The organism is Aliigemmobacter aestuarii, assembly GCF_004799285.1.
GTDB classification, from domain to species: Bacteria; Pseudomonadota; Alphaproteobacteria; order Rhodobacterales; family Rhodobacteraceae; genus Aliigemmobacter; species Aliigemmobacter aestuarii.
Genome location: NZ_SSND01000001.1, coordinates 1,384,782 through 1,407,544, shown reverse-complemented (window position 1 = coordinate 1,407,544; position 22,763 = coordinate 1,384,782). Strand labels below are relative to the sequence as shown.

The following is a 22,763-nucleotide window of genomic DNA, read 5'->3' as shown; positions in this document are numbered from 1 at the left end:
GTTCACGCGTGACGCGCGGCGGCCGGGAAAAATCGCGGGACGAACCGGAACGGCGTTGCATCGCCACCGGGGAAAGCCAGCCGAAGGGGGGGCTGATCCGTTTTGTGGTCGGACCCGACGGCTTGGTGGTGCCCGACATCCTGAACCGGCTGCCGGGACGCGGGCTCTATGTGGCGGCGGATCGGGCCGCGCTGGACCGGGCGGCGGCAAAGGGGCTGTTCGCCCGTGCCGCGCACCAGCCGGTCAAGGCCCCCGAGGGGCTGGCCGATCAGGTGGAGGCATTGCTGGCCCGGCGGGTGATCGACCTGCTGTCGATGGCGCGCAAGGCCGGTAAGGCGGTGACAGGGTACGAGAAGGTGAAAGACTGGCTGGTTTCGGGCCGGGCCGTGGCGCTGGTTCAGGCGCATGACGGTTCGGAACGGGGCAAGGCTAAACTGCATCCACCCAAGGGCGAAGGCGCCTTTATCGGCTGCCTCAGCTCGGGGGAAATGGGTTTGGCATTCGGCCGGGAACGTGCGATACACGCCGCGCTTGCGGCTGGCGGACTCAGCGTCCGTGTTGTAGAGGAAGCGGCAAGGCTGGCCGGGCTCCGTGGGGAGCTGGCCATGCAGGACGGCGGCGGGACCGCCGGAGAGGATACGAAGACGGTATGAGCGATACAGACGGCAAGAAACCCCTTGGTCTTGGTGGCGCAGGTGGCCGCCCCGGTCAGGTGAAGCAGAGCTTCAGCCACGGCCGGACCAAGAATGTTGTGGTGGAGACGAAGCGCAAGCGCGTCGTCGTCCCCAAACCCGGAGTTGGCTCGACCGGCGGGGCAGGAACAGGCTCGACCGCCTCCAGCGGCGACCCGGCCAAGCGCCCCGCAGGCATCTCCGATGCGGAGATGGAACGCCGTCTGGCGGCCCTGAGGGCTGCCAAGGCGCGCGAGGCCGAAGATGCCGAACGCCGCGCCGAGGAAGAACGCCAGCGCGAGGAAGACCGTCAGCGCCGCCGCGAAGAGATCGAGGCGAAAGAGCGCGAGGATCGCGCCCGCGAAGCCGCCCTGCGCCAGAAGGCCGAGGAAGAGGAACGCGCCCGCCGCGAGGCCGAAGAGGCCGCCAAGGCGCGCAAGGCCGAAATTCTTTCGACCCGGTCGCGCAGCACGGTCCAGCAGGAAAAGGCGGCCAAAGCCGCCGCGCCCGCTGCGGCCGAGGCAGCACCCGCCGCCGCGACCGAGGAAGGCGCGCGCGGCCCGGCATCGATGAAGCCGGCCGTCGGCCCGCGCAAGACCGATCGTGAACGCGATGATCGCGGGGCCGATCGGGATCGTGGCGCCAAGGGCCGTGGTGGCGACGAAGGCCGCCGCGCCGGCAAGCTGACGCTGACCGCGGCGCTGGATGGCGAAGGCGGGCGCACGCGCAGCCTTGCCGCCATGAAGCGCAAGCAGGAAAAGGCCCGCCAGAAGGCAATGGGCATGGGCCACAAGGCCGAAAAGCAGGTGCGCGACGTGCAGCTGCCCGAAACCATCGTCGTCAGCGAACTGGCCAACCGGATGGCCGAACGCGCCGCCGATGTGGTCAAGTCGCTGATGAAGATGGGCATGATGGTCACGATGAACCAGACCATCGACGCCGACACCGCCGAGATCGTGATCGAGGAATTCGGCCATCGCGCCGTTCGCGTGTCGGATGCCGACGTCGAACAGGTCATCGACACGGTCGAGGACAAGGCCGAAGACCTGCGTCCGCGCCCGCCGATCGTCACCATCATGGGCCACGTCGACCACGGCAAGACCAGCCTTCTGGACGCGATCCGCAAGGCGAATGTCGTGTCGGGCGAGGCCGGTGGCATCACCCAGCACATCGGCGCCTATCAGGTTCGCACCGAAAGCGGCGCGCTGATCAGCTTCCTCGATACGCCCGGCCACGCGGCTTTTACCTCGATGCGGGCCCGCGGCGCGCAGGTGACGGATATCGTCGTTCTGGTGGTGGCCGCCGATGACGCGGTGATGCCGCAGACGGTGGAGGCGATCAATCACGCCAAGGCCGCCAAGGTGCCGATGATCGTCGCGATCAACAAGTGCGACAAGCCGGATGCCAATCCGCAGAAGGTGCGCACCGACCTGCTTCAGCACGAGGTCGTCGTCGAACAGATGTCGGGCGACGTGCAGGACGTCGAGGTTTCGGCCAAGACGGGCAAGGGCCTTGACCAGCTGCTGGAGGCGATCGCGCTGCAGGCCGAGATCCTGGAACTCAAGGCCAACCCGAATCGGGCAGCCATGGGCGCGGTGATCGAGGCCAAGCTCGATGTGGGCCGCGGCCCCGTCGCGACGGTTCTTGTGCAGAACGGCACGCTGAAGCGCGGCGACATCTTCGTCGTCGGCGAACAGTGGGGCAAGGTCCGCGCGCTGATTGATGACAAGGGCAACCGCGTCGACGAGGCCGGGCCTTCGGTTCCGGTCGAAGTTCTGGGCCTGAACGGCACCCCCGAAGCGGGCGACGTGCTGAACGTGGTGGAAACCGAAGCGCAAGCGCGCGAGATCGCGACCTATCGCGAGAAGGCCGCCAAGGACAAGCGCGCCGCCGCCGGTGCCGCAACCACGCTGGAACAACTGATGGCCAAGGCGAAGGCCGATGCCGATGTGGCCGAACTGCCCGTGCTGGTGAAGGCCGACGTGCAGGGTTCGGCCGAGGCGATCGTGCAGGCGCTGGAAAAGATCGGCAACGAAGAGGTGCGCGTGCGCGTCCTGCACTATGGCGTGGGTGCGATCACCGATACCGACGTCGGCCTCGCCGAGGCCAGCCAGGCGCCGATCATCGGCTTCAACGTCCGCGCCAATGCCAGCGCCCGCAACAGCGCCAACCAGAAGGGCGTGGAAATCCGCTATTACTCGATCATCTACGACCTCGTGGATGACATCAAGGCGGCGGCTTCCGGCCTTCTGAAGGCCGAGGTGCGCGAGAACTTCATCGGCTATGCCCAGATCAAGGAAGTCTTCAAGGTTTCCGGCGTCGGCAAGGTGGCGGGCTGCCTTGTCACCGAGGGCGTGGCGCGCCGTTCGGCTGGCGTGCGCCTGCTGCGCGACAACGTGGTGATCCACGAAGGCACGCTGAAGACGCTCAAGCGCTTCAAGGACGAGGTCAAGGAAGTGCAGTCCGGCCAGGAATGCGGCATGGCCTTCGAGAATTACGACGACATCCGCCCCGGCGATGTCATCGAGATTTTCGAACGCGAGGAAGTGCAGCGTTCGCTGACCTGACCGGGCCAGCGCGCCAACAATCGAAGGGGCCGGGCATCTTGTCCGGCCTTTTCCGTTTCAGTGGGTCGGATGGATCACGCCGCTTTCGCCGGTGTCACCGGATGGCCGACGAAGGTCATGTCGCCGACCCGGACGGCGATCCGGCCATCGGCGTATCGGGCCACGACAAGCCCCTGCACGGAAACGCAGCTTCCCAAGGTGATGGTGCGCAACATCAGCTTCCCCCAAAGCCCATGAGCCCCGACTTTGGCGGGAAAACCGGAAGCGCGCAAAGCGAATTTGCGTGAACGTCCGCTGTGCTGACGCCGACGACTACAGCCAGTCGCGCAGGATGGGGATCAGCGGCAGGTCGGCCGGTGGCATGGGATAGTCGCGCAGCCGGTCCGGGCGGACCCAGGCGAGCGTCTGGCCCTCGCGCGCGACGGGTGTTCCCTGCCAGCGGCGGCAGGCAAAGACCGGCATCAGCAGGTGAAAATCGTCATAGCTGTGGCTGGCGAAGGTCAGAGGGGCGAGACAGCTTTTCCAGGTGTCGATGCCCAGTTCCTCGTGCAGTTCGCGGATCAGCGCGGCCTCGGGCGTTTCGCCCTGTTCGACCTTGCCGCCGGGAAATTCCCAGAGCCCTGCAAGGTACTTTCCCTCGGGCCGCTGAGCCAGCAGCACGCGACCATCGGCGTCTATCAGGGCCACGGCGGAAACGAGGATGGTTTTCATGTCAGGCGCCCTTGCCGGAGGCAGGCCGGGGGGCTGTCTGCCCCCCGGACCCCCCGAGGATATTTGAACCAGAATGAAGGGATCAGGAGCGGTAATCCGCGTTGATCGCGATGTAGCGGTCCGTCAGGTCGCAGGTCCAGACCGTGCGCGCGGCGCGGCCCAGTCCCATGTCGACCCCGATCACCAGTTCGTCGCGCTTCATGTAACTGGCGCCCGCCTCTTCGGTGTATCCGGGGTTGCGCCAGCCATCCTTCGCCACGACGATGTCGCCGAAGGTGATGGTCAGCCGGTCGCGGTCGGCCATGGCGCCGGACTTGCCGATCGCCATGACGATGCGGCCCCAGTTCGGGTCCTCGCCCGCGATGGCGGTCTTGACGAGCGGCGAGTTCGCGATGGCGAAGGCGCATTTCGCGGCGTCCCCGTCGGTCGCGGCACCCGTCACGCGGATCTCGACGAATTTCGTGGCCCCCTCGCCGTCGCGCGCGACCTGATGGGCGAGCGAGCGCATCACGCCATGCAGCGCCTGTTCGAAGGCCTTCAGTGAGGCACCCTTCAGCGGCGCCGCGGGTGACTTGCCCGTGGCGCAGAGAAGCAGGGTGTCGGATGTCGAGGTGTCGCTGTCGACGGTGATGGAGTTGAAGGTGGGGCCGGTGTTCCGGGCCAGCATCTTCTGCAGGGCGGCCGGGGCGATGGTCGCATCGGTGAAGATGTAGACCAGCATCGTCGCCATGTCGGGGGCGATCATGCCCGATCCCTTGGCGATGCCCGCGATATGGATCGCGCCGCCCTCGCCCTGGATCGTTGCCGCGGCCCCTTTCGGGAAGGTGTCGGTCGTCATGATGGCCTCGGCGGCCATCTGGATGCCGTCCTCGGACAGGTCGTCCACCAGCTGCGGGATCACGGCGGTGATCCTGTCATGCGGCAGCGGTTCGCCGATTACCCCGGTCGAGGAGGAAAAGACCCGGCTGGCCGGCAGGCCAAGGGCGCTTGCCACGCCGCCCGTGACGGCGGCGACGGCTGCATCGCCGACCTTGCCGGTGAAGGCGTTGGAATTGCCCGAATTCACCACGATCGCGGCGCCGGCATCCGCGGGAACCTTCATCGCCAGTTTCGCCTGGCAATCACGCACGCAGCCCGACCGGGTGGTGGAGGTGGTGAAGACCCCCGCGACGGAGGTGCCGGGCGCAAGCCGCACCAGCATCACGTCCTTGCGGTTCTTGTACTTGATTCCCGCCTCGGCGGCGGCGAATTCCGCCCCGGCGATCACCGGAAGACTGGGAAAGCCTTCCTTAGGGGCCAGCGGCGACACGGGTTTCAGCGCCTTCTTCACGCTGTCCACCGCCTCGCCGATTTCTTCCATGACCTCGCCACGCGCCTCGGCCAGTTCGGCCTTCAACCCGGCGACCTTCTTCTTAAGCTTCTTCTTCAAAGCCTTGGCTTCGGCTTTCCAGTCGGTCTTGGCCATGGGGCACCCTTTCGCGGCGGTGGCTTATTGGTCCAGAATTGTCTGATCCTTCAGGATCGCCGGGTCAAGGCCTTCACCCGGGCGGGTGACGGCAGCCGCGGCGGTCACCGCTTCGATATGGGCCTGAACCGCCGTCTGTTCAATCTCGGCAGCCAGTTCCTCGCGCAGGTCATCAAGGCTCGGTGCTTCGGACAGGCGGGTTTCGTGCAGCTTGATCAGGTGCCAGCCGAATTGCGTTTCGATCGGGCCGGCGACCTCGCCCACCTGCATGGCCATCACGGCATCCTCGAAGGGCTTGACCATCATGCCCGCGCCGAACCATCCCAGATCGCCGCCGTTCGCAGCGGCCCCGTCGGTGGAATTCGCGCGCGCCAACTCGGCGAAATCGGCGCCGCCGTCGATGTCGGCCTTCAGGGCGGCGGCCTTGTCCTGGCTGTCCACCAGGATATGCGCGGCGCGGTATTCGGTCTGGGCCTGGAAATCCTTGAACCGTTCGTCATAGGCGGCCTGAAGCGAGGCATCGTTCACCGCACCTTCGACCACGGCCTGAAGCGCGACGCCGGTCATGTAGCCGCGCCGATCGTTTTCAAGCGCGATCCGGTCGCGCAGGGTCAGCTTGTCCTCAACCGTCTGCTGCAGGGCGGTCTGCTGCACCAGCTGGTCAAGGATGCCCTTGAAGAGCACGTCATCGGGCAGCGCCTGGTATTCCGCGGGCAGCCGTTCGCGCACGACGATCATCTGGCCGAGCGTGATTTCGGTTCCGTTCACGGTCGCCACGACGGTATCGGCGGTTTCGCCTTCGGCCAGGGCCGGGTGCAGGCCAGCCAGCATCCCGGCGGCTCCGAGCGCCAGAACGGGCAGCAATTTCGTCATTTTCGCCATATCACCTTCTCCTGATCCGGGCGGATCACCGCGCCGCGTTGACTTGGGACACGCCCCCGCTTACATCGCCTTGGTCGCGTGAGACGGGGCGCACCTGCCTGACTGGTCTTCTATGGAAGCAGGCCGAGCCGGGCAAGCCCGCAGCCTTGCACGATCTTGTCAGGAACGAGCAGGCGGAGAAAAAATGCTGGGCCTCGGAACGATCGCGCGGAAGGTGTTTGGAACGCCGAATGACCGCAAGGTGAAATCGGTGCGGCCGCTGATCGCGAAGATCAACGCGCTGGAGCCCGAATACCAGGCGCTGAGCGACGAGGGCCTGAAGCAGAAGACCGAGGATCTGGCCCGCCGCGCGCAATCGGGCGAAAGCCTTGACGCGCTGCTGCCGGAAGCCTTCGCCAACTGCCGCGAGGCGGCGCGTCGTGCGCTGGGGCTGAGGGCGTTCGACGTACAGCTGATGGGCGGGATCTTCCTGCATCAGGGCAACATCGCCGAGATGAAGACGGGCGAGGGCAAGACGCTGGTCGCGACCTTCCCCGCCTATCTGAACGCGCTGGCGGGCAAGGGCGTGCATGTCGTCACCGTGAACGACTATCTCGCCAAGCGCGATGCCGAATGGATGGGCAAGGTCTATGCGCAACTGGGGCTTACGACCGGCGTCGTCTATCCCTACCAGCCCGAAGAGGAAAAGCGCGCGGCCTACCGGTGCGACATCACCTATGCCACGAACAACGAACTGGGCTTCGACTATCTGCGCGATAACATGAAATCCTCGATCGAGGCGATGTCGCAGCGCGGGCATTTCTTTGCCATCGTCGACGAGGTCGACTCGATCCTCGTCGACGAGGCCCGGACGCCGCTGATCATCTCGGGGCCGAGCCAGGACCGCAGCGAGCTTTACCTCAAGGTCGATGAGTTCATCCCCGAGTTGAAGGACGAACATTTCAAGCTGGACGAGAAATCCCGCAACGCGACCTATACCGAGGAAGGCAACGAGTTCATCGAACAGCGGCTGCGCGCCGCGGGGCTTCTGCCGGACGGGCAATCGCTTTACGACCCGGAAAGCACGACGCTGGTCCATCACGTCACCCAGGGTCTGCGGGCGCACAAACTGTTCCTGAAGGACCAGCATTACATCGTCCGCGATGGCGAGGTGGTGCTGATCGACGAATTCACCGGCCGGATGATGCGCGGGCGGCGCCTGTCGGACGGGCTGCATCAGGCGATCGAGGCGAAGGAACGCGTGTCGATCCAGCCCGAGAACGTGACGCTGGCCAGCGTGACCTTCCAGAACTACTTCCGCCTTTACGACAAGCTGGCGGGGATGACCGGCACTGCGGCCACCGAGGCCGAGGAGTTCATGGAAATCTACAAGCTGGGCGTGGTCGAAGTGCCGACCAACCGCCCGATCCAGCGGATCGACGAACACGATCAGGTGTTCCGCACCGCGCGGGAAAAATATGATGGCGTGCTGAAGGCCATCAAGGAGGCCCATGAAAAGGGCCAGCCGATCCTTGTCGGCACAACCAGCATCGAGAAATCGGAATTCCTGTCGGGCCTGCTGAAGGACGAAGGGATCGCCCATAACGTCCTGAACGCGCGCCAGCACGAACAGGAGGCGCAGATCGTCGCCGATGCGGGCAAGTTCGGCGCGGTGACCATCGCCACCAACATGGCGGGCCGCGGCACCGACATCCAGTTGGGCGGCAACGTCGAGATGAAGGTGATGGAGGCCATCGCCAAGGATCCGGCCGTCCATCCCGACGAGGTCCGCGCCCGGATCGAGGCCGAACATGCCGAAGAAAAGGCAAAGGTCTTGGCGGCCGGCGGCCTGTTCGTCCTGGGCACCGAACGGCACGAAAGCCGCCGCATCGACAACCAGCTTCGCGGTCGCTCTGGTCGTCAGGGTGACCCGGGGCGGTCGGCCTTCTTCCTGTCGCTGGAAGATGACCTGATGCGCATCTTCGGCTCTGACCGGCTGGATTCCATCCTGTCGAAGCTGGGGATGAAGGAAGGCGAATCCATCGTCCACCCCTGGGTGAACAAGTCGCTGGAACGCGCGCAGGCCAAGGTCGAGGGCCGCAACTTCGACATCCGCAAGCAGCTTCTGAAATTCGACGACGTGATGAACGATCAGCGCAAGGCGATCTTCGGCCAGCGGATGGAAATCATGCAGGCGGCGGACCTGTCCGAGATCGTTCAGGACATGCGCGACGAGGTGATCGAGGACCTGATCGACGATTTCATGCCGCCGAAATCCTACGCCGACCAGTGGAACGCGCCGGGCCTTTACGCGGCGGTGATGGAAAAGCTGGGGCTGGACCTGCCGATCATCGCCTGGTCCAAGGAAGAAGGCGTGGATCACGAGGCGATGCGCGACCGGATCGTCGAGGCCGCCGACAAGATGATGACCGAAAAGGCCGAAGGCTTCGGCGCCGAGACGATGCGCAACATCGAAAAGCAGTTCCTGCTGGATACGATCGACGCCAAGTGGCGCGAACACCTTCTGCGGCTGGAACACCTGCGGTCGGTGGTGGGCTTCCGTGGCTATGCGCAGCGTGACCCGCTTTCGGAATACAAGACCGAGGCCTTCGCGCTGTTCGAATCGATGCTGAACTCGCTGCGCCAGGACGTGACGCAGAAGCTGTCGCAGGTGCGCCCGATGACTGAAGAGGAACAGCGCGCGGTCATGCAGCAGTACCTGGCCCAGCAACGCGCGGCACAGGCCGCGGCGCAACCCGCCGCCGCTGCCGCACCCGCCGCTGCGGCTGCGGCTGCTCCTGCCGCAGCGGTGGCCGCCGGGTCTTCTGCGCGACCCGGCTTTGATGAAAACGATCCGACGACCTGGGGCAACCCTTCGCGCAACGATCCCTGCCCCTGCGGCTCGGGCGAGAAGTTCAAGCACTGCCACGGAAAGCTGTAAGCGGTCGATCAGGTTCGGGGGAAACCACAGCGGGGGACATTCGTCTTGAAACGTTTCGTTCTTGGCCTCGGTGCGCAGAAGGCGGGCACCACCTGGCTGCACAGTTATCTTGGCTCTTTCGACGGGGTCGATTTCGGCCCGTTGAAGGAATACCACGTCTGGGATGCCATCGCCGATCCGCGCCTGAAGGGGTTTGTGGTCTCGGATGAGCGTCTCGCCTCGCTCGCCGGAAAGCCGCAGTATCACGCGATCAAGCTTCGCCATGACATGCAGCGCGACCCCAATCTTTACGCGTCGTTCTTCGATGGGCTTATCGAAGCCGGCAACTGGATGACGGGTGACATCACGCCCAGTTATGCCGGCCTTGACGTTGCGACCCTGCGCGACATCCGGGACCGTCTGGAAGATCGCGGCTTTGACCTTCGCGTCGTCTATCTGATGCGCGATCCGTTCGAACGGGTCTGGAGCATGGCGCGGATGCAGAACCGCGACAACCCCGCGATTTCCGATGACGAGCGGGTCTTGGCTGACATCCGGGCGTTGGAAAACCTTTACAAGTCCGAGCAGTATCGGCTGCGAACCGAATACCATAGGACAATCGAGCGGATCGAACAGGTCTTTACCCCTGAACAGACCTTCTTTGGTTTCTACGAAGACCTCTTCACGGTTCCCTCGCTTGAACGCATCGAGGCCTTCTTCGGTGTTCCGGTCAAGGACGATCACCTGTCTGTTCAGGTCAACGTTTCGGAAAAGAAGGTGGATGTTCCTGAAAAGCTGGAACGGAAGATCCGCACATTCTATGCGCCGGTCTATGATGCCTGTGCGCAGAAGTTTCCGCAGACACGCACGCTTTGGGTGCCGAACCGGGCCTGACCCGTTCGCCATTTCCCCGCTGGAAACATTCCCCGGAATCGCCACGCATTTGCCCGCATTCGTGGCTAGCGTCCCGTCATGTTGTTCTGGTGGGAGCCACTCGGATGGAACTGAAACGTCGTCTCGCCCTGTCGGCCATGCTGGTCGCGGCCGGCCTGGCCACGGGCCATTTCGTGCAGACACGGGCCGAAAAGCAAAGGCTGCAGCAGGCTGCGGCGGCCGCCGCGGAACCCAGGGCGATCACCGCTGTCGCCGCTGGGGCGACGGCAGGCGCGCCTTTCGAGGCACCCGCCCCGCAGGCTGATGCAGGCGCACCCGAGGTTGCCGTGCCCGATGTTCCGCCGGGGCAAACCCCGATCGTGGAACCCGCGACGGTCGCCGCCGATGCAGGGGACGCCGCACCGATCGAGATTGCGGCCCTCGCGGACGAAGCGGCGCCTTTCGCGCCCACGGCAGAACCCGCGATCGTTCTTCCGCCCGCCGCAACGGTCACCACGCCATTGCCGTCCGCCGAACCGTCCGCCCCCCCGGCCCCGACCGCCGAAGGCGACTGCGCGATCCTGCTTGACCTTGTCGCGCAGGAAAACGCGATGGTCGGGCTGACGCTGACCGCGCCCTGCCGGCCTGACCAACGGGTCGTCATCCGCCACGGCGGGCTTGTCTTTACCGCGCGCACCTCGGCCAGCGGATCGGTCTTCACCTCGGTTCCGGCGATGGAAACCGAGGCCGCCGTCAGTGTCCTTTTCGGTGATGGCGAGGCGGTCGAGGCATCGGTCGAAGCACCCGATCTGGCCGGGTTCCGCCGTTTTGCCGTGCAATGGCTGGCCGATGACGCATTCCAGCTTCATGCCTTCGAGGCCGGGGCCGATTACGGCATGCCCGGTCATGTGTCCGCCACGGACCCGCGCCAGCCGCTTCCCGGCGTGCCCGCCGCGGGCGGTTTCCTGACGCTTCTGGGCGACGGGGCGGTCGATCTGCCGATGCTGGCCGAGGTCTATACCTATCCGGCGGCGGCGGATGTGCCCGTCGAGGTGGTCATCGAGGCCGCCGTGACCGAGGCCACCTGCGGACGCGATCTGCTGGGGGAAACCCTGACCAGCGTTGGCGGCGAATCCTTCGTCACCGAACTGACCGTGGCGATGCCGGATTGCGATGCCGCAGGCGACATTCTGGTGTTGAAGAATCTTGTTCCTGACCTGAAACTCGCCAAGTCCGAGTAAGGCATTCAGGCAGGGTCCATGCGAATCTGGCACTTGTGCGCGGCGATCTTCGCCGCGCTTTTCGTTCCGTTGATGGCGGCGGCGCAGGATGTGTCGCTGACCTCGCGCGACGGTGCGCTGACGCTGGATGGCACGCTGATGGGCTTTGACGGCGAATTCTACCGGATCGAAACGCGCTATGGCCTTCTGACGGTCGACGCGCAGGGCGTGATCTGCACCGGGCCGGGCTGCCCCGATCTGACCGCGCCGCTTGCGGTGATCCGCATCGTGGGCGACCAAGGCGCGGGCCGGGCGCTTGTGCCCAGCCTGTTCCGGGCCTTTGCCGCCGAACGCGGGCTTGAGGTGGCCGAGACCGCCGAAGCGGGCGGTTTCCGGCTGGAGCTGACCGAACCGGCCGAGGGGCGGACGCTGGCGAGGATCAGCTTTGCCCCCCTTTCGCCCGACAGGGCACGGGCCGAACTGATGGCGGCACGGGCCGAACTGATCCTGTCGCCCCATCCCGAGCCGGGGCTTGGCGAACGCACCATCGCGCTGGATGCGCTTGTGCCCGTGGTGGCCACCGACAACCCCTTGCCGGCGATTGCCACGGCTGACCTGGCGCGGGTGCTGGCCGGCGATGTCACGAACTGGGCCGAACTGGGCGGGCCTGACATGCCGGTCGTCGTCCATGCGCTGGACCAGGCCGCCGCCTTCCAGCAGGCGCTGGACACCCGGCTGGGGCGCCCGGTGCGGGCAGAGGTGCGCCATGGCGATACCGCAACACTGGCGCAGGCCGTTGCGCGCGATCCCTACGGGGTGGCGATGATCGGTCGGGCCGAAGCGGCGGAGGCGCGCGTTCTTCCGCTGACCGACAGCTGCGGTTTTCCGCTCTTGCCCGACGCGCTGTCGGTCAAGGCCGAGGATTACCCGCTGGCGCTGCCGATCCGGTTCCTGACGCCCCGCCGCCGGCTGCCCCTGATGGCGCGCGAATTTCTGGATTTCCTGTCGATGCCTGCGGCACAGGCGGCGATTGCCGCGGCGGGCTATGTGGACCGCGCCCCGGAACGCCGCCCGATGACGGCCGATGGCCTGCGCCTGATCAACGCGGTGCGCGGGGTGGGCGAGGATGTGGCGCTGGCCGATCTGAAGGCCCTGGTCGAGATGATGGCCGGGGCTGACCGGCTTTCGCTGACCTTCCGGTTCACCGACGGGTCCAGCACGCTGGACGGACCGTCACGCGACAATCTGGCCGATCTGGCACGGATGTTGGAGGCGGGGCTTTTCACCGGCGAGGACATGCTTCTGGTCGGGTTTTCGGACGGGTCGGGCGATGCGCGGGCGAACCGCGACCTGTCGCGCGCAAGGGCGGATGCGGTGCTTCAGGCCCTGTCCGGTCTGGTGGAGGATCTGCCCGAGGGCCAGGAGATGCCGCGCGTTGCGGCCTTCGGGGAAACCAGCCCGATGGCCTGCGACACCACCGCCGGGGGCCGCCGGATCAATCGCCGCGTCGAAGTCTGGCTCAGGCCCCACGGCGGATGATCGCCCGGCGCGCGCCGTGGACCGGGCCGGGGGCCGCCTAGAGATATCCTTCGGAGCGGAAACTGACCTCGCGTTCCTTGCCGACGATCAGATGATCGTGCAGCGTGATCCCCATCACCTCGGCCGCGTCGCGGATCTGCATCGTCATGCCGATGTCGGCCTCCGAGGGCGTGGGATCGCCAGAGGGGTGATTGTGCACAAGGATCAGCGCGCTGGCGTTCAGTTCCAGCGCGCGCTTGACCACCTCGCGCGGGTAGACCGGGACATGATCGACGGTGCCCCGCGCCTGTTCCTCGTCCGCGATCAGCACGTTCTTGCGATCCAGGTAAAGCACCCGGAACTGTTCCGTTTCACGATGTGCCATCGTCGTATGGCAGTAATCCAGCAGCGCCGCCCATGACGACAGCACCGGCCGGTGGATCACCCGTGCCCTGGCCATCCGTTGTGCAGCCGCCTCGACCAGCTTCAGCTCCATCACCACGGCATCGCCAACCCCATTCACCTCCATCAGGCGGGGAAGGGGGGCAGTGATCACCCGGTTCAGGTCGCCGAAGGCGTCGATCAGCGCGCGGGCGAGCGGCTTGACATCCTGCCGAGGGATCGCGCGGAACAGGATCAGTTCAAGCAATTCGTAATCCGGCATCGCCCCTGCGCCGCCTTCCATGAACCGGGCGCGCAGGCGCTTGCGGTGATCCGCGATGTAGGAGGGCAGCCTGCCCCCGACGGCCAGCGCCGGACCGGGCGCCGTTTCGTCTTCGTCCCCCGGGGGGGCGAACAGCGGCAGGCCTGCGGCATCGTTGAAGGCATGAGTCGGGCACATCGGCAAAGCCTGCAGCCGGATCGTGAAGAAAGGATTAACCGTAATTTCCGGTCGGCACGCCCGCCGCCCTTGTTGTCGCGTGGGGGAAACCGTATCTGAGTGCGGTCGCAACCGATGGGGTTTGGAAATGCAGGTCACGCTCCACTATTTCCGCTGGGCCTTTCTGGTCACTGCGGCCGGCCTTGCGGGGGCGTTCTGGCTGGGGTGGACCTATGGCGGCACGCTTGCGGGGGCGCTCGGCTTTTTCCTGATCGGAGCCATTCTTGCGGTGCTGGAAATCAGCCTGTCCTTCGACAATGCGATCGTGAACGCGAACAAGCTCAAGGACATGACGCCGGAGTGGCAGCAGCGGTTCCTGACCTGGGGCATCATCATCGCCGTTTTCGGGATGCGGATCGTCTTTCCGCTGCTGATCGTTGTCGTGGCCGCCAAGATTGGCCCGTGGCAGGCGGTCCGCCTGGCCGCGAGCGAGCCGGACGAATACGCCCGGATCATCGGCGGCGCGCATATGTCGATCGCGGCCTTCGGTGGCGCCTTCCTGATGATGGTCGCGCTGAACTACTTCTTCGACGAGGGCAAGGAGGTCCACTGGATCGCCACACTTGAACGGCAGATGGCGCGTTTCGCCTCGATCCGCGGGCTTGAGGTGGCGGTCGTGCTGGCGGTCATGCTGGTCTTTGCCACCGTCATTCCGGCCGCGGATGTGGCGACGTTCCTTTATGCCGGGGTTTCGGGCCTGTTGACCTTTCTTGCTGTCGAGGTCGTGGGGCACCTTCTGGACGCCAGCGAAGAGGCGACGGATCTTGCCGCGAAAGGGGGCGTGGGGGCGTTCCTCTATCTTGAGGTGCTGGACGCCTCGTTCAGCTTCGACGGCGTGATCGGCGCCTTCGCCCTGACGCAGAACCTGTTCCTCATCGCCATCGGCCTTGGCATCGGGGCGATGTATGTCCGGTCGATGACGATCATGCTGGTCGAACGCCAGACGCTGGCGCAGTTCCGCTATCTGGAACATGGCGCCTTCTGGTCGATCATGATCCTGTCGGCGGTCATGTTCGCCCAGACCCTGGTGCATATTCCCGAAATCATCACCGGGCTTCTGGGGGCGGGGTTCATCGGCCTGTCGCTGTGGTCGTCGATCCGCCACAATCGTGCGGAAAGCGCCGCCTGACCGGAAAGGAAAGGGGCCCCGCGGGGCCCCGTTTCAGTTCTTCATCCCGTCCCAGAAGTTGCGGACCTTGGAAAAGAAGGACGACCCTTCCGGGTTGTTCTCGGACGACAGTTTCTCGAACTCGCGCAAGAGTTCCTTCTGGCGCGCTGTCAGGTTGACCGGGGTTTCCACCGCCAGTTCGATCAGCATGTCCCCCGCGCCGCCGCCGCGCAGCGCAGGCATCCCCTTGCCGCGCAGGCGCATCTGCTTGCCCGACTGGCTGCCCGCCGGCACCTTCACCCGGCTCATCCCGCCGTCGATCGTGGGCACCTCGACCTCGCCGCCCATGGCGGCGGTGGTCATCGGCACCGGCACGCGGCAGAACAGGTGCACGCCGTCGCGCTGGAAGATGGCGTGTTCGCGCACCTCGATGAAGATGTAAAGATCACCCGAAGGTCCGCCGCGCAGGCCCGCCTCGCCCTCGCCCGCCAGACGGATGCGGGTTCCGGTCTCCACGCCCGCCGGAATGTTGACCGACAGCGCGCGTTCCTTTTCCGTCCGGCCCGACCCGCCGCAGGCGCGGCACGGGTTCTTCACGATCTGGCCCGCGCCCGAACAGGTGGGGCAGGTGCGTTCGACGGTGAAGAAGCCCTGTTGCGCCCGGACCTTCCCCATCCCTGAACAGGTGGGGCAGGTGACAGGCTCCGACCCGCCTTCGGACCCGGTGCCGTTACAGCCCTCGCAGGTGACCGAGGTCGGCACGTTGATCGTCTTCTGGATGCCCTTGTAGGCGTCTTCAAGCGTGACGCGCAGGTTGTAGCGCAGGTCGGACCCGCGCTGCGCACGGGCGCGCGCCCCGGCGCCGCCGCCACGGCCACCCATGAAATCGCCGAACAGATCCTCGAACACGTCCGAAAAGGCCGATGCGAAATCGCCCTGCTGGAAGCCGCCGCGCGGCCCGCCCCCGCCGCCTCCGCCCATGCCGTTTTCAAAGGCGGCATGGCCGAACCGGTCATAGGCGGCCTTCTTGTCGGCATCCTTCAGGACGTCGTAGGCCTCGTTCACTTCCTTGAACTGGGCCTCGGCGTTCGGATTGTCGGAATTCCGGTCGGGGTGCAGCTCTTTCGCCTTCTGGCGATAGGCCTTCTTCAGCTCTTCGGCGCTGGCCCCGCGGGAGACCCCGAGAACTTCGTAATAATCGCGCTTTGCCACGGGAAATCGCCTCCTTCAGGAACCGGGAAGGGCGGCCCGTTTCCGGACCGCCCCCCCGTTGTTCCAGCGGTCTTACTTCCGCTTGTCTTCGCCGAGGTCTTCGAAATCGGCATCGACGATGTCATCGTCGACCGAACGCGGATTGTCTTCATCCCCGCCGTCGGCCGCCTGCTGGGCCTTGTAGATGGCTTCGCCAAGCTTCATCGCCGCTTCCGTCAGGTTCTGGATGCCCGAGCGGATCTTGCCCGCATCCTCGCCCTTCAGCGCGTCTTCCAGCGGCTGCATCGCCAGTTCGATGGCTTCGACGGTCGAGGGATCGACCTTGTCGCCGTGTTCGTCCAGCGACTTCTTCGTCGAATGCAGCAGGCTTTCGCCCTGGTTCTTGGTTTCCACCAGCTCGCGGCGGGCCTTGTCGGCCTCGGCATTCGCCTCGGCGTCGCGGACCATCTTTTCGATCTCGTCATCCGACAGACCGCCCGAGGCCTGGATGGTGATCTTCTGTTCGCGCCCGGTGCCCTTGTCCTTGGCGGACACGGAAACGATGCCGTTCGCGTCGATGTCGAAGGTCACCTCGATCTGCGGCACGCCACGCGGGGCGGGCGGGATGTTTTCAAGGTTGAACTGGCCCAGCATCTTGTTGTCCGCGGCCATTTCGCGTTCGCCCTGGAACACCCGGATCGTCACGGCCGACTGGTTGTCCTCGGCGGTCGAGAAGACCTGCGATTTCTTGGTCGGGATCGTGGTGTTGCGGTCGATCAGGCGGGTGAACACGCCACCCAGCGTTTCGATCCCCAGGGACAGCGGAGTGACGTCCAGCAGAACGACATCCTTCACATCGCCCTGCAGCACGCCGGCCTGGATGGCCGCACCCATGGCGACGACCTCATCGGGGTTCACCCCCTTGTGGGGTTCCTTGCCGAAGAACTTGGTGACTTCCTCGACCACCTTGGGCATGCGCGTCATGCCGCCCACCAGAACCACCTCGTCGATGTCGCCGGTCGACAGGCCCGCATCCTTCAGCGCGGCCTGGCAGGGCTTGATCGACGCCTTGATCAGGTCGGCCACCAGGCTTTCCAGCTTGGCGCGGGTCAGCTTCATCACCAGGTGAAGCGGCGTGCCCGAGTTCTTGTCCATCGAGATGAACGGCTGGTTGATCTCAGTCTGCTGGCTGGACGAAAGCTCGATCTTGGCCTTTTCGGCGGCTTCCTTCAGGCGCTGAAGCGCCATCTTGTCCTGCGTCAGGTCAACGCCATGCTCTTTCTTGAACTCCTCGGCGAGGTAGGTCACGATCCGCATGTCGAAGTCTTCGCCACCCAGGAAGGTGTCGCCGTTGGTCGACTTCACCTCGAACAGGCCGTCGTCGATTTCCAGGATGGTGATGTCGAACGTGCCGCCGCCAAGGTCATAGACAGCGATCGTCTTGGTGTCTTTCTTGTCCAGGCCATAGGCCAGCGCGGCCGCGGTCGGTTCGTTGATGATCCGCAGCACTTCAAGGCCGGCGATCTTGCCGGCGTCCTTGGTGGCCTGGCGCTGTGCGTCGTTGAAATAGGCGGGAACCGTGATCACCGCCTGCGTGACGGTTTCGCCCAGATAGCTTTCGGCGGTTTCCTTCATCTTCTGAAGGATCATCGCCGAGATCTGCGCCGGCGAGAACTTTTCGCCCCGCGCTTCGACCCAGGCATCGCCATTGCCGCCGTTCACCACGGCATAGGGCAGGTTCTTCTTGTCCTTGGCGATATGCGCATCGTCAAAGCGGCGACCGATCAGGCGCTTGACGGCAAAGACGGTGTTGGAAGGGTTGGTGACGGCCTGCCGCTTGGCGGGCTGGCCGACAAGGCGTTCGCCTTCGGTGAAGGCAACGATGGAGGGCGTCGTGCGCGCGCCTTCCGAGTTCTCGATCACGCGGGGCTGCGACCCATCCATGATGGCAACGCAGGAGTTCGTGGTCCCGAGGTCGATCCCAATGACTTTGGCCATGATATGGTCCTCTTCGTTAGGCGATGTTGTGGGGAACAGGCCCGACTACGGCCCCTGCTCCCCGATCCCAGAAGACCCGGCCGGGGCGCGGCCGCCCCTTCCGGCTTCGAGGGGTATATAGGCAGGGCTTCGGGGGCCTGCAAGCGTAACGGCGGCGTGAAAGTTCGCGATTTGCGAATATGTCGCCCCGCCATCCGGCGGCCCGCGAAGGGGCTGACCGGGGGCATTTCACGCCGGGTCAGCGCGACAGGGTGCAGCAACCCGAAAGGCCGATCGGCTCGGCCGCGCTTTCCTGATCCGGGTTCAGGAAAAGGCTGATGGAAAGCCCCATCTCGCGGTCGCTCATCCCATCGGTGCAGCGTTCCGCGGTCAGCGTGGCAAAGCCCTGCCGCGCCGGGCCGGACAGGTTCCAGCCGATCTGTCCGTTCCGGCCACTTGTGGCGATGTGCCAGTTGATCCACAGGCCCAGGTCATTCTCGTCGGCCATCTGGCGCAGCATCATGTTGCGCCGGTCGGGCGCATAGTCGAGCGACCAGAACGGTTCGGTTCCGTAGCAGGACATTGGCACATCGAGGCTGATCCAGTCCGGCCCCGGTTCGCGCGCCAGGAACCGCATCGAAACCCATCCGGCGGTTTCGCCGATGTTGACCCTGCCCCAGGTGCCCTCGGGGTTCAGCGCGACAACCTCGACGCCGGTCGCGCCGGGCGGCAGGCTGCCCAGCAGATCGCCTTCGGCGGATGGGGCGGCGCGGACGTTCAGAACGTCGTTCGCGGCGACGCCCTTGACCGAGAACAGGGCGGGAAGCGCTTCGGCACCGGCAATGGATGGCAGGAACGACAACAGGCAAAGCGCAAGCGCGCGGATCATCTTTTGGCTCCCCAACTGGCCGAGGCATGCTTGCGGGTATAGAACTCGCCCATCAGCCCGATCATCAGGCAGGCGAGCGTGACGTAAAGCGGATAGGTGCCCGAACTGAAATGCGGGTTGTAGTTCAGGAAGATATAGCCGCGTCCCTGGTCGATCGTGTGAAACAGGGGGTTCCAGTCGAACATCGCAAGGATGTATCCCGGCATCATGTTGGCCACGAACATCTTGCCCGAGGCGATCATGTTGGCGCGCTGATAGATCTGCTGGACGATGCCCACCAGATCGGGCGCCCATGGTTTGGCGGCCAGGAACATCATGCCGATGGCCACACCCGACGCCCAGGACAGAAGGAACATGCCCATCATGCCCACGGGTTCGTGGAAGGTGATCGGCGTGAAGGCCGCGTGATAGATGAACAGCACGACAGCGGCCGAAAGCACCTGGATGTATAACGAACCCAAGGCCGCCGCGGTGATCGCCACGATCGTGTTCATCGGCGAATGCTTCATCATCGGCGAGGTCGGACCTTCGGAACTGAACACCGCCCCCATCGCCTTGATATGGGTGATGTACATGAAGATGCCCGACATCACGTAAAGCAGGTAATCGCCCCGGATCGCGCTGGATCGCATGCCCAGAAGATCGAACAGCACGAAGAAGACCGCCACCAGCAACACCGTCTGCACGATGTTCAGCAAAAGCCCGATCACCGCGTTTCCGTGTGTCTTCCGGACGTTCCGGACGGTGGCATGGAAAATCAGTTCCATCAGCCCGAAGGCCGTTCGTGCAGGGCTTGTCTTCACCTCGGGCTGGAACATGCCTGCCATCACCTTCACACTGGGTGTCTGCTGCCTCTTAGGCCGGGAAATCTTGCCGTTCCCTTAGCAAGCGATGATAAGGAACCTGACGTTTTTTGACAACCGCGCTGGAATGTCCGCCGCGGTCCCCTGAAAAGGGCCAGCCGAAGGAGCCTTGCAGATGAATTTCGACCGACTTGTGAACGTGATGCGCCGCCTTGCGCTGGAAGCCGGCGACCGGATCATGGAGGTCTACAACGGCCCGGATTTCGAGGTGAAGGCCAAGGGCGATGCAAGCCCGGTGACCGAGGCCGACGAGGCCGCAGATGCGCTGATCTCGGCAGGGCTGCGCGCGGAATTCCCCGACGTGACGCTGATCACCGAGGAACAGGCGGCCAGCCATTCGCTGACGGCTTCGACCTTTCTCATCGTCGACCCGCTGGACGGAACCAAGGAATTCGTCCAGCGCCGGGGCGATTTCACGGTGAACATCGCCTATGTCGAAAACGGCGTGCCGCTGCGGGGCGTGGTCTATGCCCCCGCCAAGGGGCGGCTGTTCTACACCGAAGCCGGGGGCGCGGCGGTCGAGGAAACGGGGGCCTTCGACAAGGCCGCACCCGGGCCGGTGAAGCCGCTTCGGGTATCCAGCCCTGACAATGGCGCGCTGATGGTGGTGGCGTCGAAATCCCACCGCGATCAGGCAACGGACGACTACATCGCCAAATACGCGGTGCGCGACATGACCAGCGCCGGGTCCAGCCTGAAGTTCTGCCTGGTCGCCACGGGCGAGGCCGATCTTTACCCGCGGCTTGGCCGCACGATGGAATGGGATACGGCGGCGGGCGACGCGGTTCTGCGCGGCGCGGGCGGCCATGTGGTGCGCTTCGACGATCACAGCCCGCTGTCCTACGGCAAGGCGGGATGGGACAATCCCTTTTTCATCGCCTACGCGCCGGGAGTGGAGCTGAAGAAATGACTGTCCTGATCGCGATTCCGGCCCGCTATGCCTCGATCCGCTATCCCGGCAAGCCGCTGGTGTCGCTGAAGGGACCGGACGGGGAAAAGACGCTGATCCGCCGGTCATGGGAGGCGGCGATGGCCGTGCGCGGCGCCGATCGCGTCGTCGTGGCGACCGATGACGACCGCATCCGCGACCATGCTGCGGGCTTCGGCGCCGAGGTGGTGATGACCTCATCCGACTGCCAGAACGGCACCGAGCGTTGCGCCGAGGTGGCGCAAAAGCTGCCGGGCTTCGACATCGTGGTGAACCTTCAGGGCGACGCGCCGCTGACGCCCGCCTGGTTTGTCGAGGATCTGGTCGCGGGCCTGCGCGCCGACCCCGGCGCCGATATCGCGACGCCGGTGCTGCGCTGCGACGGGCGCGCGTTGAACGGGTTTCTGGCCGACCGGCGCGCGGGCCGCGTGGGCGGGACCACAGCGGTTTTCGGCACAGGGGGCCGGGGGCTCTACTTTTCCAAGGAAGTCATCCCTTACACCGGCCGGACCTATGCCGATGACGAGGAAACGCCGGTCTTTCACCATGTCGGCGTCTATGCCTATCGTCCGGCGGCACTGGCCGAATATCCCCGCTGGCCGGTCGGCCCGCTGGAGCGGCTTGAAGGGCTGGAACAGCTGCGGTTCCTGGAGAACGGTCGCCAGGTCCTGTGCGTGGAGGTCGAGGCACGGGGCCGCCAGTTCTGGGAACTGAACAACCCCGAAGACGTGCCCCGGATCGAGGCCATGATGGCCCAGATGGGCGGCTGATGGCATCGCCCCCCGCCAGCGTGATTGTTGTCAGCCGGGGGCGGCCAGAGGCGCTTGATCTTTGCCTGAAGGCGTTGGCCCTGCAGGACCATCCGCAGTTCGAGGTGATCGTGGTCGCCGATCCTGCGGGTCTGGCCGTGGCGGCGCGGCATCCGGTGCGCCGTGTGGCCTTCGACGAGGCCAACATCAGCGCCGCGCGCAACGCGGGCCTTCGCCTGGCCGCAGGAGAGGCCGTTGCCTTCATCGACGATGACGCGGTGGCCGAACCGACGTGGCTGTCGCGGCTGGTCGCGCCCCTCGCCGATCCGTCGGTCGATGCCGCGACCGGGTTCGTGCGCGGCCGGAACGGGATATCCCTGCAATGGGGGGCGGCGCGGATCGACCGGTTCGGGCAGGATCATCCCCTTGATGCGGGCGCGGGCGGGGTCTTCGCCCCTGACGCAACCGGCCCGGTCAAGACCCAGGGCGCGAACTGCGCCTTCCGCGCCTCGGCCCTGCGGGCGGCGGGCGGATTTGATCCGGCCTTCCGGTTCTATCTGGACGAGGCGGATGTGAATTTGCGGATGCAGGCGCGCACCGCCGTGATCCCGGATGCACAGGTCGCCCACGGCTTTGCCGCCAGCGACCGGCGCCGGGCCGATCGCGTGCCGCTGACACTGGCCGACATCGGCGCCTCGACCGCCTGCTTCCTGCGTCGGCACGCGCCGGATGCGGATCTTCCCGCCGCGTTCTCGGCGCTGGCGGGCGCACAGGCCGTGCGGCTTGCGGCGCATCGCAAGGCGGCACGGCTGAACGGGGCCGATGTGGCGCGGCTGATGGACAGCCTTTCCGGGGGGTGGGCCGATGGGCTGACCCGTCCGCTTGGTCCCTTGCCACCGATTCCGGCACCTGCCGGCGGGTTCGAGCCCCTGCCGGGCACCGGGCAAAGGGACGGCAAGGTGATCGCCGGGCGCATCTGGCAGGCCGGCCGCCTGCGTGCCGAGGCCGAAAGGGCCGCCCGCGAGGGTCAGATCGTGACGCTGTTCCTGTTCTCGCCTACGCCCCGCAAGCACCGGATGCGGTTTGATCCGGCGGGGTTCTGGGAACAGACCGGCGGGCTTTTCGGGGCCTCGCTGCGCAGCCAGCCCCGGTTCCGGCTCTGGACCTTCCCCGAAAGGCTGGCCTACGAGACCGAGCGGGTCGGCAACCTGCGCCCCATGGCACGCTTTTCCCCCCGGCCGAGTGTGGTCTGAGGGTTTCTTTTTCAGGAAATTTGCGGCATTCCTTGTCGGGACGCGCCGATTTCCGATGCCCGGGCGCTGCTGTCCGGATAGGCTGGCTGCATCCGGCGTATCGGATCAACGACAAGAGA

At 65.6% G+C, this 22,763-nt stretch carries 19 protein-coding genes; 10 read left to right on the top strand and 9 right to left on the bottom strand.

The genetic code is table 11. The features are described from left to right. The first annotated feature begins 8 nt into the window (after window positions 1–8). Window positions 9–653, top strand: a complete 645-nt coding sequence (locus tag E7811_RS06875; RefSeq protein WP_136393788.1) for an RNA-binding protein — start codon at window positions 9–11, stop codon at window positions 651–653. Then, on the top strand, window positions 650–3,238 hold the full coding sequence (gene infB / locus E7811_RS06870) for a translation initiation factor IF-2 (protein WP_136393787.1): 2,589 nt from the start codon (window positions 650–652) through the stop codon (window positions 3,236–3,238). The genes E7811_RS06875 and infB overlap by 4 nt, the downstream gene beginning before the upstream one ends. A gap of 74 nt (window positions 3,239–3,312) precedes the next feature. Here infB and E7811_RS17885 read toward each other — a convergent pair whose 3' ends face one another. From E7811_RS17885 to E7811_RS06855, 4 genes are all read right to left on the bottom strand, one after another. Continuing rightward, window positions 3,313–3,453 (bottom strand): hypothetical protein, encoded by a 141-nt coding sequence (locus tag E7811_RS17885; RefSeq protein ID WP_168732942.1) that lies wholly within the window; start codon window positions 3,451–3,453, stop codon window positions 3,313–3,315. Window positions 3,454–3,550: 97 nt separating this feature from the next. Beyond that, the gene (locus tag E7811_RS06865) at window positions 3,551–3,949 is read right to left on the bottom strand and encodes a (deoxy)nucleoside triphosphate pyrophosphohydrolase (protein WP_136393786.1); all 399 of its coding nucleotides are present in this window, start codon (window positions 3,947–3,949) and stop codon (window positions 3,551–3,553) included. Window positions 3,950–4,031: 82 nt separating this feature from the next. Then, window positions 4,032–5,414: a bifunctional glutamate N-acetyltransferase/amino-acid acetyltransferase ArgJ gene (gene argJ, locus E7811_RS06860; RefSeq protein WP_136393785.1), complete on the bottom strand. Its 1,383-nt coding sequence runs from the start codon at window positions 5,412–5,414 to the stop codon at window positions 4,032–4,034. A 24-nt stretch (window positions 5,415–5,438) separates the two neighbouring features. After that, entirely contained in the window at window positions 5,439–6,296 is an 858-nt protein-coding gene (locus tag E7811_RS06855) for a peptidylprolyl isomerase (protein WP_136393784.1), read from the bottom strand. Window positions 6,297–6,480: 184 nt separating this feature from the next. Here E7811_RS06855 and secA point away from each other — a divergent pair, with 184 nt between their 5' ends. The 4 genes from secA to E7811_RS06835 all read left to right on the top strand — a co-directional run bounded on the left by secA (window position 6,481) and on the right by E7811_RS06835 (window position 12,827). Continuing rightward, window positions 6,481–9,216, top strand: coding sequence for a preprotein translocase subunit SecA (gene secA / locus E7811_RS06850; RefSeq protein WP_136393783.1), 2,736 nt, complete (start codon window positions 6,481–6,483; stop codon window positions 9,214–9,216). 45 nt (window positions 9,217–9,261) lie between these two features. Next, the gene (locus tag E7811_RS06845; protein WP_136393782.1) at window positions 9,262–10,089 is read left to right on the top strand and encodes a sulfotransferase domain-containing protein; all 828 of its coding nucleotides are present in this window, start codon (window positions 9,262–9,264) and stop codon (window positions 10,087–10,089) included. A gap of 104 nt (window positions 10,090–10,193) precedes the next feature. Next, on the top strand, window positions 10,194–11,309 hold the full coding sequence (locus tag E7811_RS06840) for a hypothetical protein (RefSeq protein WP_136393781.1): 1,116 nt from the start codon (window positions 10,194–10,196) through the stop codon (window positions 11,307–11,309). An 18-nt stretch (window positions 11,310–11,327) separates the two neighbouring features. Beyond that, on the top strand, window positions 11,328–12,827 hold the full coding sequence (locus E7811_RS06835; protein WP_136393780.1) for a phosphate ABC transporter substrate-binding/OmpA family protein: 1,500 nt from the start codon (window positions 11,328–11,330) through the stop codon (window positions 12,825–12,827). A 37-nt stretch (window positions 12,828–12,864) separates the two neighbouring features. Here the strand turns inward: E7811_RS06835 and radC are convergent, their stop codons facing one another. Next, on the bottom strand, window positions 12,865–13,647 hold the full coding sequence (gene radC / locus E7811_RS06830; RefSeq protein WP_136393779.1) for a RadC family protein: 783 nt from the start codon (window positions 13,645–13,647) through the stop codon (window positions 12,865–12,867). Window positions 13,648–13,774: 127 nt separating this feature from the next. On the opposite strand from radC, the gene E7811_RS06825 reads away from it, so the two are divergent. Continuing rightward, window positions 13,775–14,815: a DUF475 domain-containing protein gene (locus E7811_RS06825; protein WP_136393778.1), complete on the top strand. Its 1,041-nt coding sequence runs from the start codon at window positions 13,775–13,777 to the stop codon at window positions 14,813–14,815. 33 nt (window positions 14,816–14,848) lie between these two features. On the opposite strand, the gene dnaJ is transcribed toward E7811_RS06825, so the two are convergent. From dnaJ to E7811_RS06805, 4 genes are all read right to left on the bottom strand, one after another. Further along, on the bottom strand, window positions 14,849–16,006 hold the full coding sequence (dnaJ, locus tag E7811_RS06820) for a molecular chaperone DnaJ (protein ID WP_136393777.1): 1,158 nt from the start codon (window positions 16,004–16,006) through the stop codon (window positions 14,849–14,851). Window positions 16,007–16,078: 72 nt separating this feature from the next. Further along, window positions 16,079–17,983, bottom strand: a complete 1,905-nt coding sequence (gene dnaK / locus E7811_RS06815) for a molecular chaperone DnaK (RefSeq protein ID WP_136393776.1) — start codon at window positions 17,981–17,983, stop codon at window positions 16,079–16,081. 238 nt (window positions 17,984–18,221) lie between these two features. Further along, window positions 18,222–18,851 (bottom strand): SH3 domain-containing protein, encoded by a 630-nt coding sequence (locus E7811_RS06810; protein WP_136393775.1) that lies wholly within the window; start codon window positions 18,849–18,851, stop codon window positions 18,222–18,224. Continuing rightward, window positions 18,848–19,669, bottom strand: coding sequence for an ABC transporter permease (locus tag E7811_RS06805; RefSeq protein ID WP_136393774.1), 822 nt, complete (start codon window positions 19,667–19,669; stop codon window positions 18,848–18,850). Before E7811_RS06805 ends, E7811_RS06810 begins: the two co-directional genes overlap by 4 nt. A 160-nt stretch (window positions 19,670–19,829) precedes the next feature. Here E7811_RS06805 and cysQ point away from each other — a divergent pair, with 160 nt between their 5' ends. From cysQ to E7811_RS06790, 3 genes are read left to right on the top strand one after another with little or no spacing between them, the layout of a single operon-like run. Then, window positions 19,830–20,624 carry a 3'(2'),5'-bisphosphate nucleotidase CysQ gene (cysQ, locus tag E7811_RS06800; RefSeq protein WP_136393773.1) on the top strand — a complete coding sequence of 265 codons (795 nt, stop codon included), beginning with the start codon at window positions 19,830–19,832 and terminating at the stop codon, window positions 20,622–20,624. Beyond that, entirely contained in the window at window positions 20,621–21,412 is a 792-nt protein-coding gene (locus tag E7811_RS06795) for a 3-deoxy-manno-octulosonate cytidylyltransferase (RefSeq protein WP_136393772.1), read from the top strand. Before cysQ ends, E7811_RS06795 begins: the two co-directional genes overlap by 4 nt. After that, on the top strand, window positions 21,412–22,644 hold the full coding sequence (locus tag E7811_RS06790) for a glycosyltransferase family 2 protein (RefSeq protein WP_136393771.1): 1,233 nt from the start codon (window positions 21,412–21,414) through the stop codon (window positions 22,642–22,644). Before E7811_RS06795 ends, E7811_RS06790 begins: the two co-directional genes overlap by 1 nt. Window positions 22,645–22,763: the final 119 nt, after the last annotated feature.

Excerpts from the sequence above, each read along its gene's own strand:
- infB (WP_136393787.1), top strand. The coding sequence starts at position 650 with ATGAGCGATACAGACGGCAAGAAACCCCTTGGTCTTGGTGGCGCAGGT.
- E7811_RS17885 (WP_168732942.1), bottom strand. The coding sequence starts at position 3,453 with ATGTTGCGCACCATCACCTTGGGAAGCTGCGTTTCCGTGCAGGGGCTT.
- E7811_RS06865 (WP_136393786.1), bottom strand. The coding sequence starts at position 3,949 with ATGAAAACCATCCTCGTTTCCGCCGTGGCCCTGATAGACGCCGATGGT.
- argJ (WP_136393785.1), bottom strand. The coding sequence starts at position 5,414 with ATGGCCAAGACCGACTGGAAAGCCGAAGCCAAGGCTTTGAAGAAGAAG.
- E7811_RS06855 (WP_136393784.1), bottom strand. The coding sequence starts at position 6,296 with ATGGCGAAAATGACGAAATTGCTGCCCGTTCTGGCGCTCGGAGCCGCC.
- secA (WP_136393783.1), top strand. The coding sequence starts at position 6,481 with ATGCTGGGCCTCGGAACGATCGCGCGGAAGGTGTTTGGAACGCCGAAT.
- E7811_RS06840 (WP_136393781.1), top strand. The coding sequence starts at position 10,194 with ATGGAACTGAAACGTCGTCTCGCCCTGTCGGCCATGCTGGTCGCGGCC.
- E7811_RS06835 (WP_136393780.1), top strand. The coding sequence starts at position 11,328 with ATGCGAATCTGGCACTTGTGCGCGGCGATCTTCGCCGCGCTTTTCGTT.
- radC (WP_136393779.1), bottom strand. The coding sequence starts at position 13,647 with ATGTGCCCGACTCATGCCTTCAACGATGCCGCAGGCCTGCCGCTGTTC.
- E7811_RS06825 (WP_136393778.1), top strand. The coding sequence starts at position 13,775 with ATGCAGGTCACGCTCCACTATTTCCGCTGGGCCTTTCTGGTCACTGCG.
- dnaK (WP_136393776.1), bottom strand. The coding sequence starts at position 17,983 with ATGGCCAAAGTCATTGGGATCGACCTCGGGACCACGAACTCCTGCGTT.
- E7811_RS06810 (WP_136393775.1), bottom strand. The coding sequence starts at position 18,851 with ATGATCCGCGCGCTTGCGCTTTGCCTGTTGTCGTTCCTGCCATCCATT.
- E7811_RS06805 (WP_136393774.1), bottom strand. The coding sequence starts at position 19,669 with ATGTTCCAGCCCGAGGTGAAGACAAGCCCTGCACGAACGGCCTTCGGG.
- cysQ (WP_136393773.1), top strand. The coding sequence starts at position 19,830 with ATGAATTTCGACCGACTTGTGAACGTGATGCGCCGCCTTGCGCTGGAA.
- E7811_RS06795 (WP_136393772.1), top strand. The coding sequence starts at position 20,621 with ATGACTGTCCTGATCGCGATTCCGGCCCGCTATGCCTCGATCCGCTAT.
- E7811_RS06790 (WP_136393771.1), top strand. The coding sequence starts at position 21,412 with ATGGCATCGCCCCCCGCCAGCGTGATTGTTGTCAGCCGGGGGCGGCCA.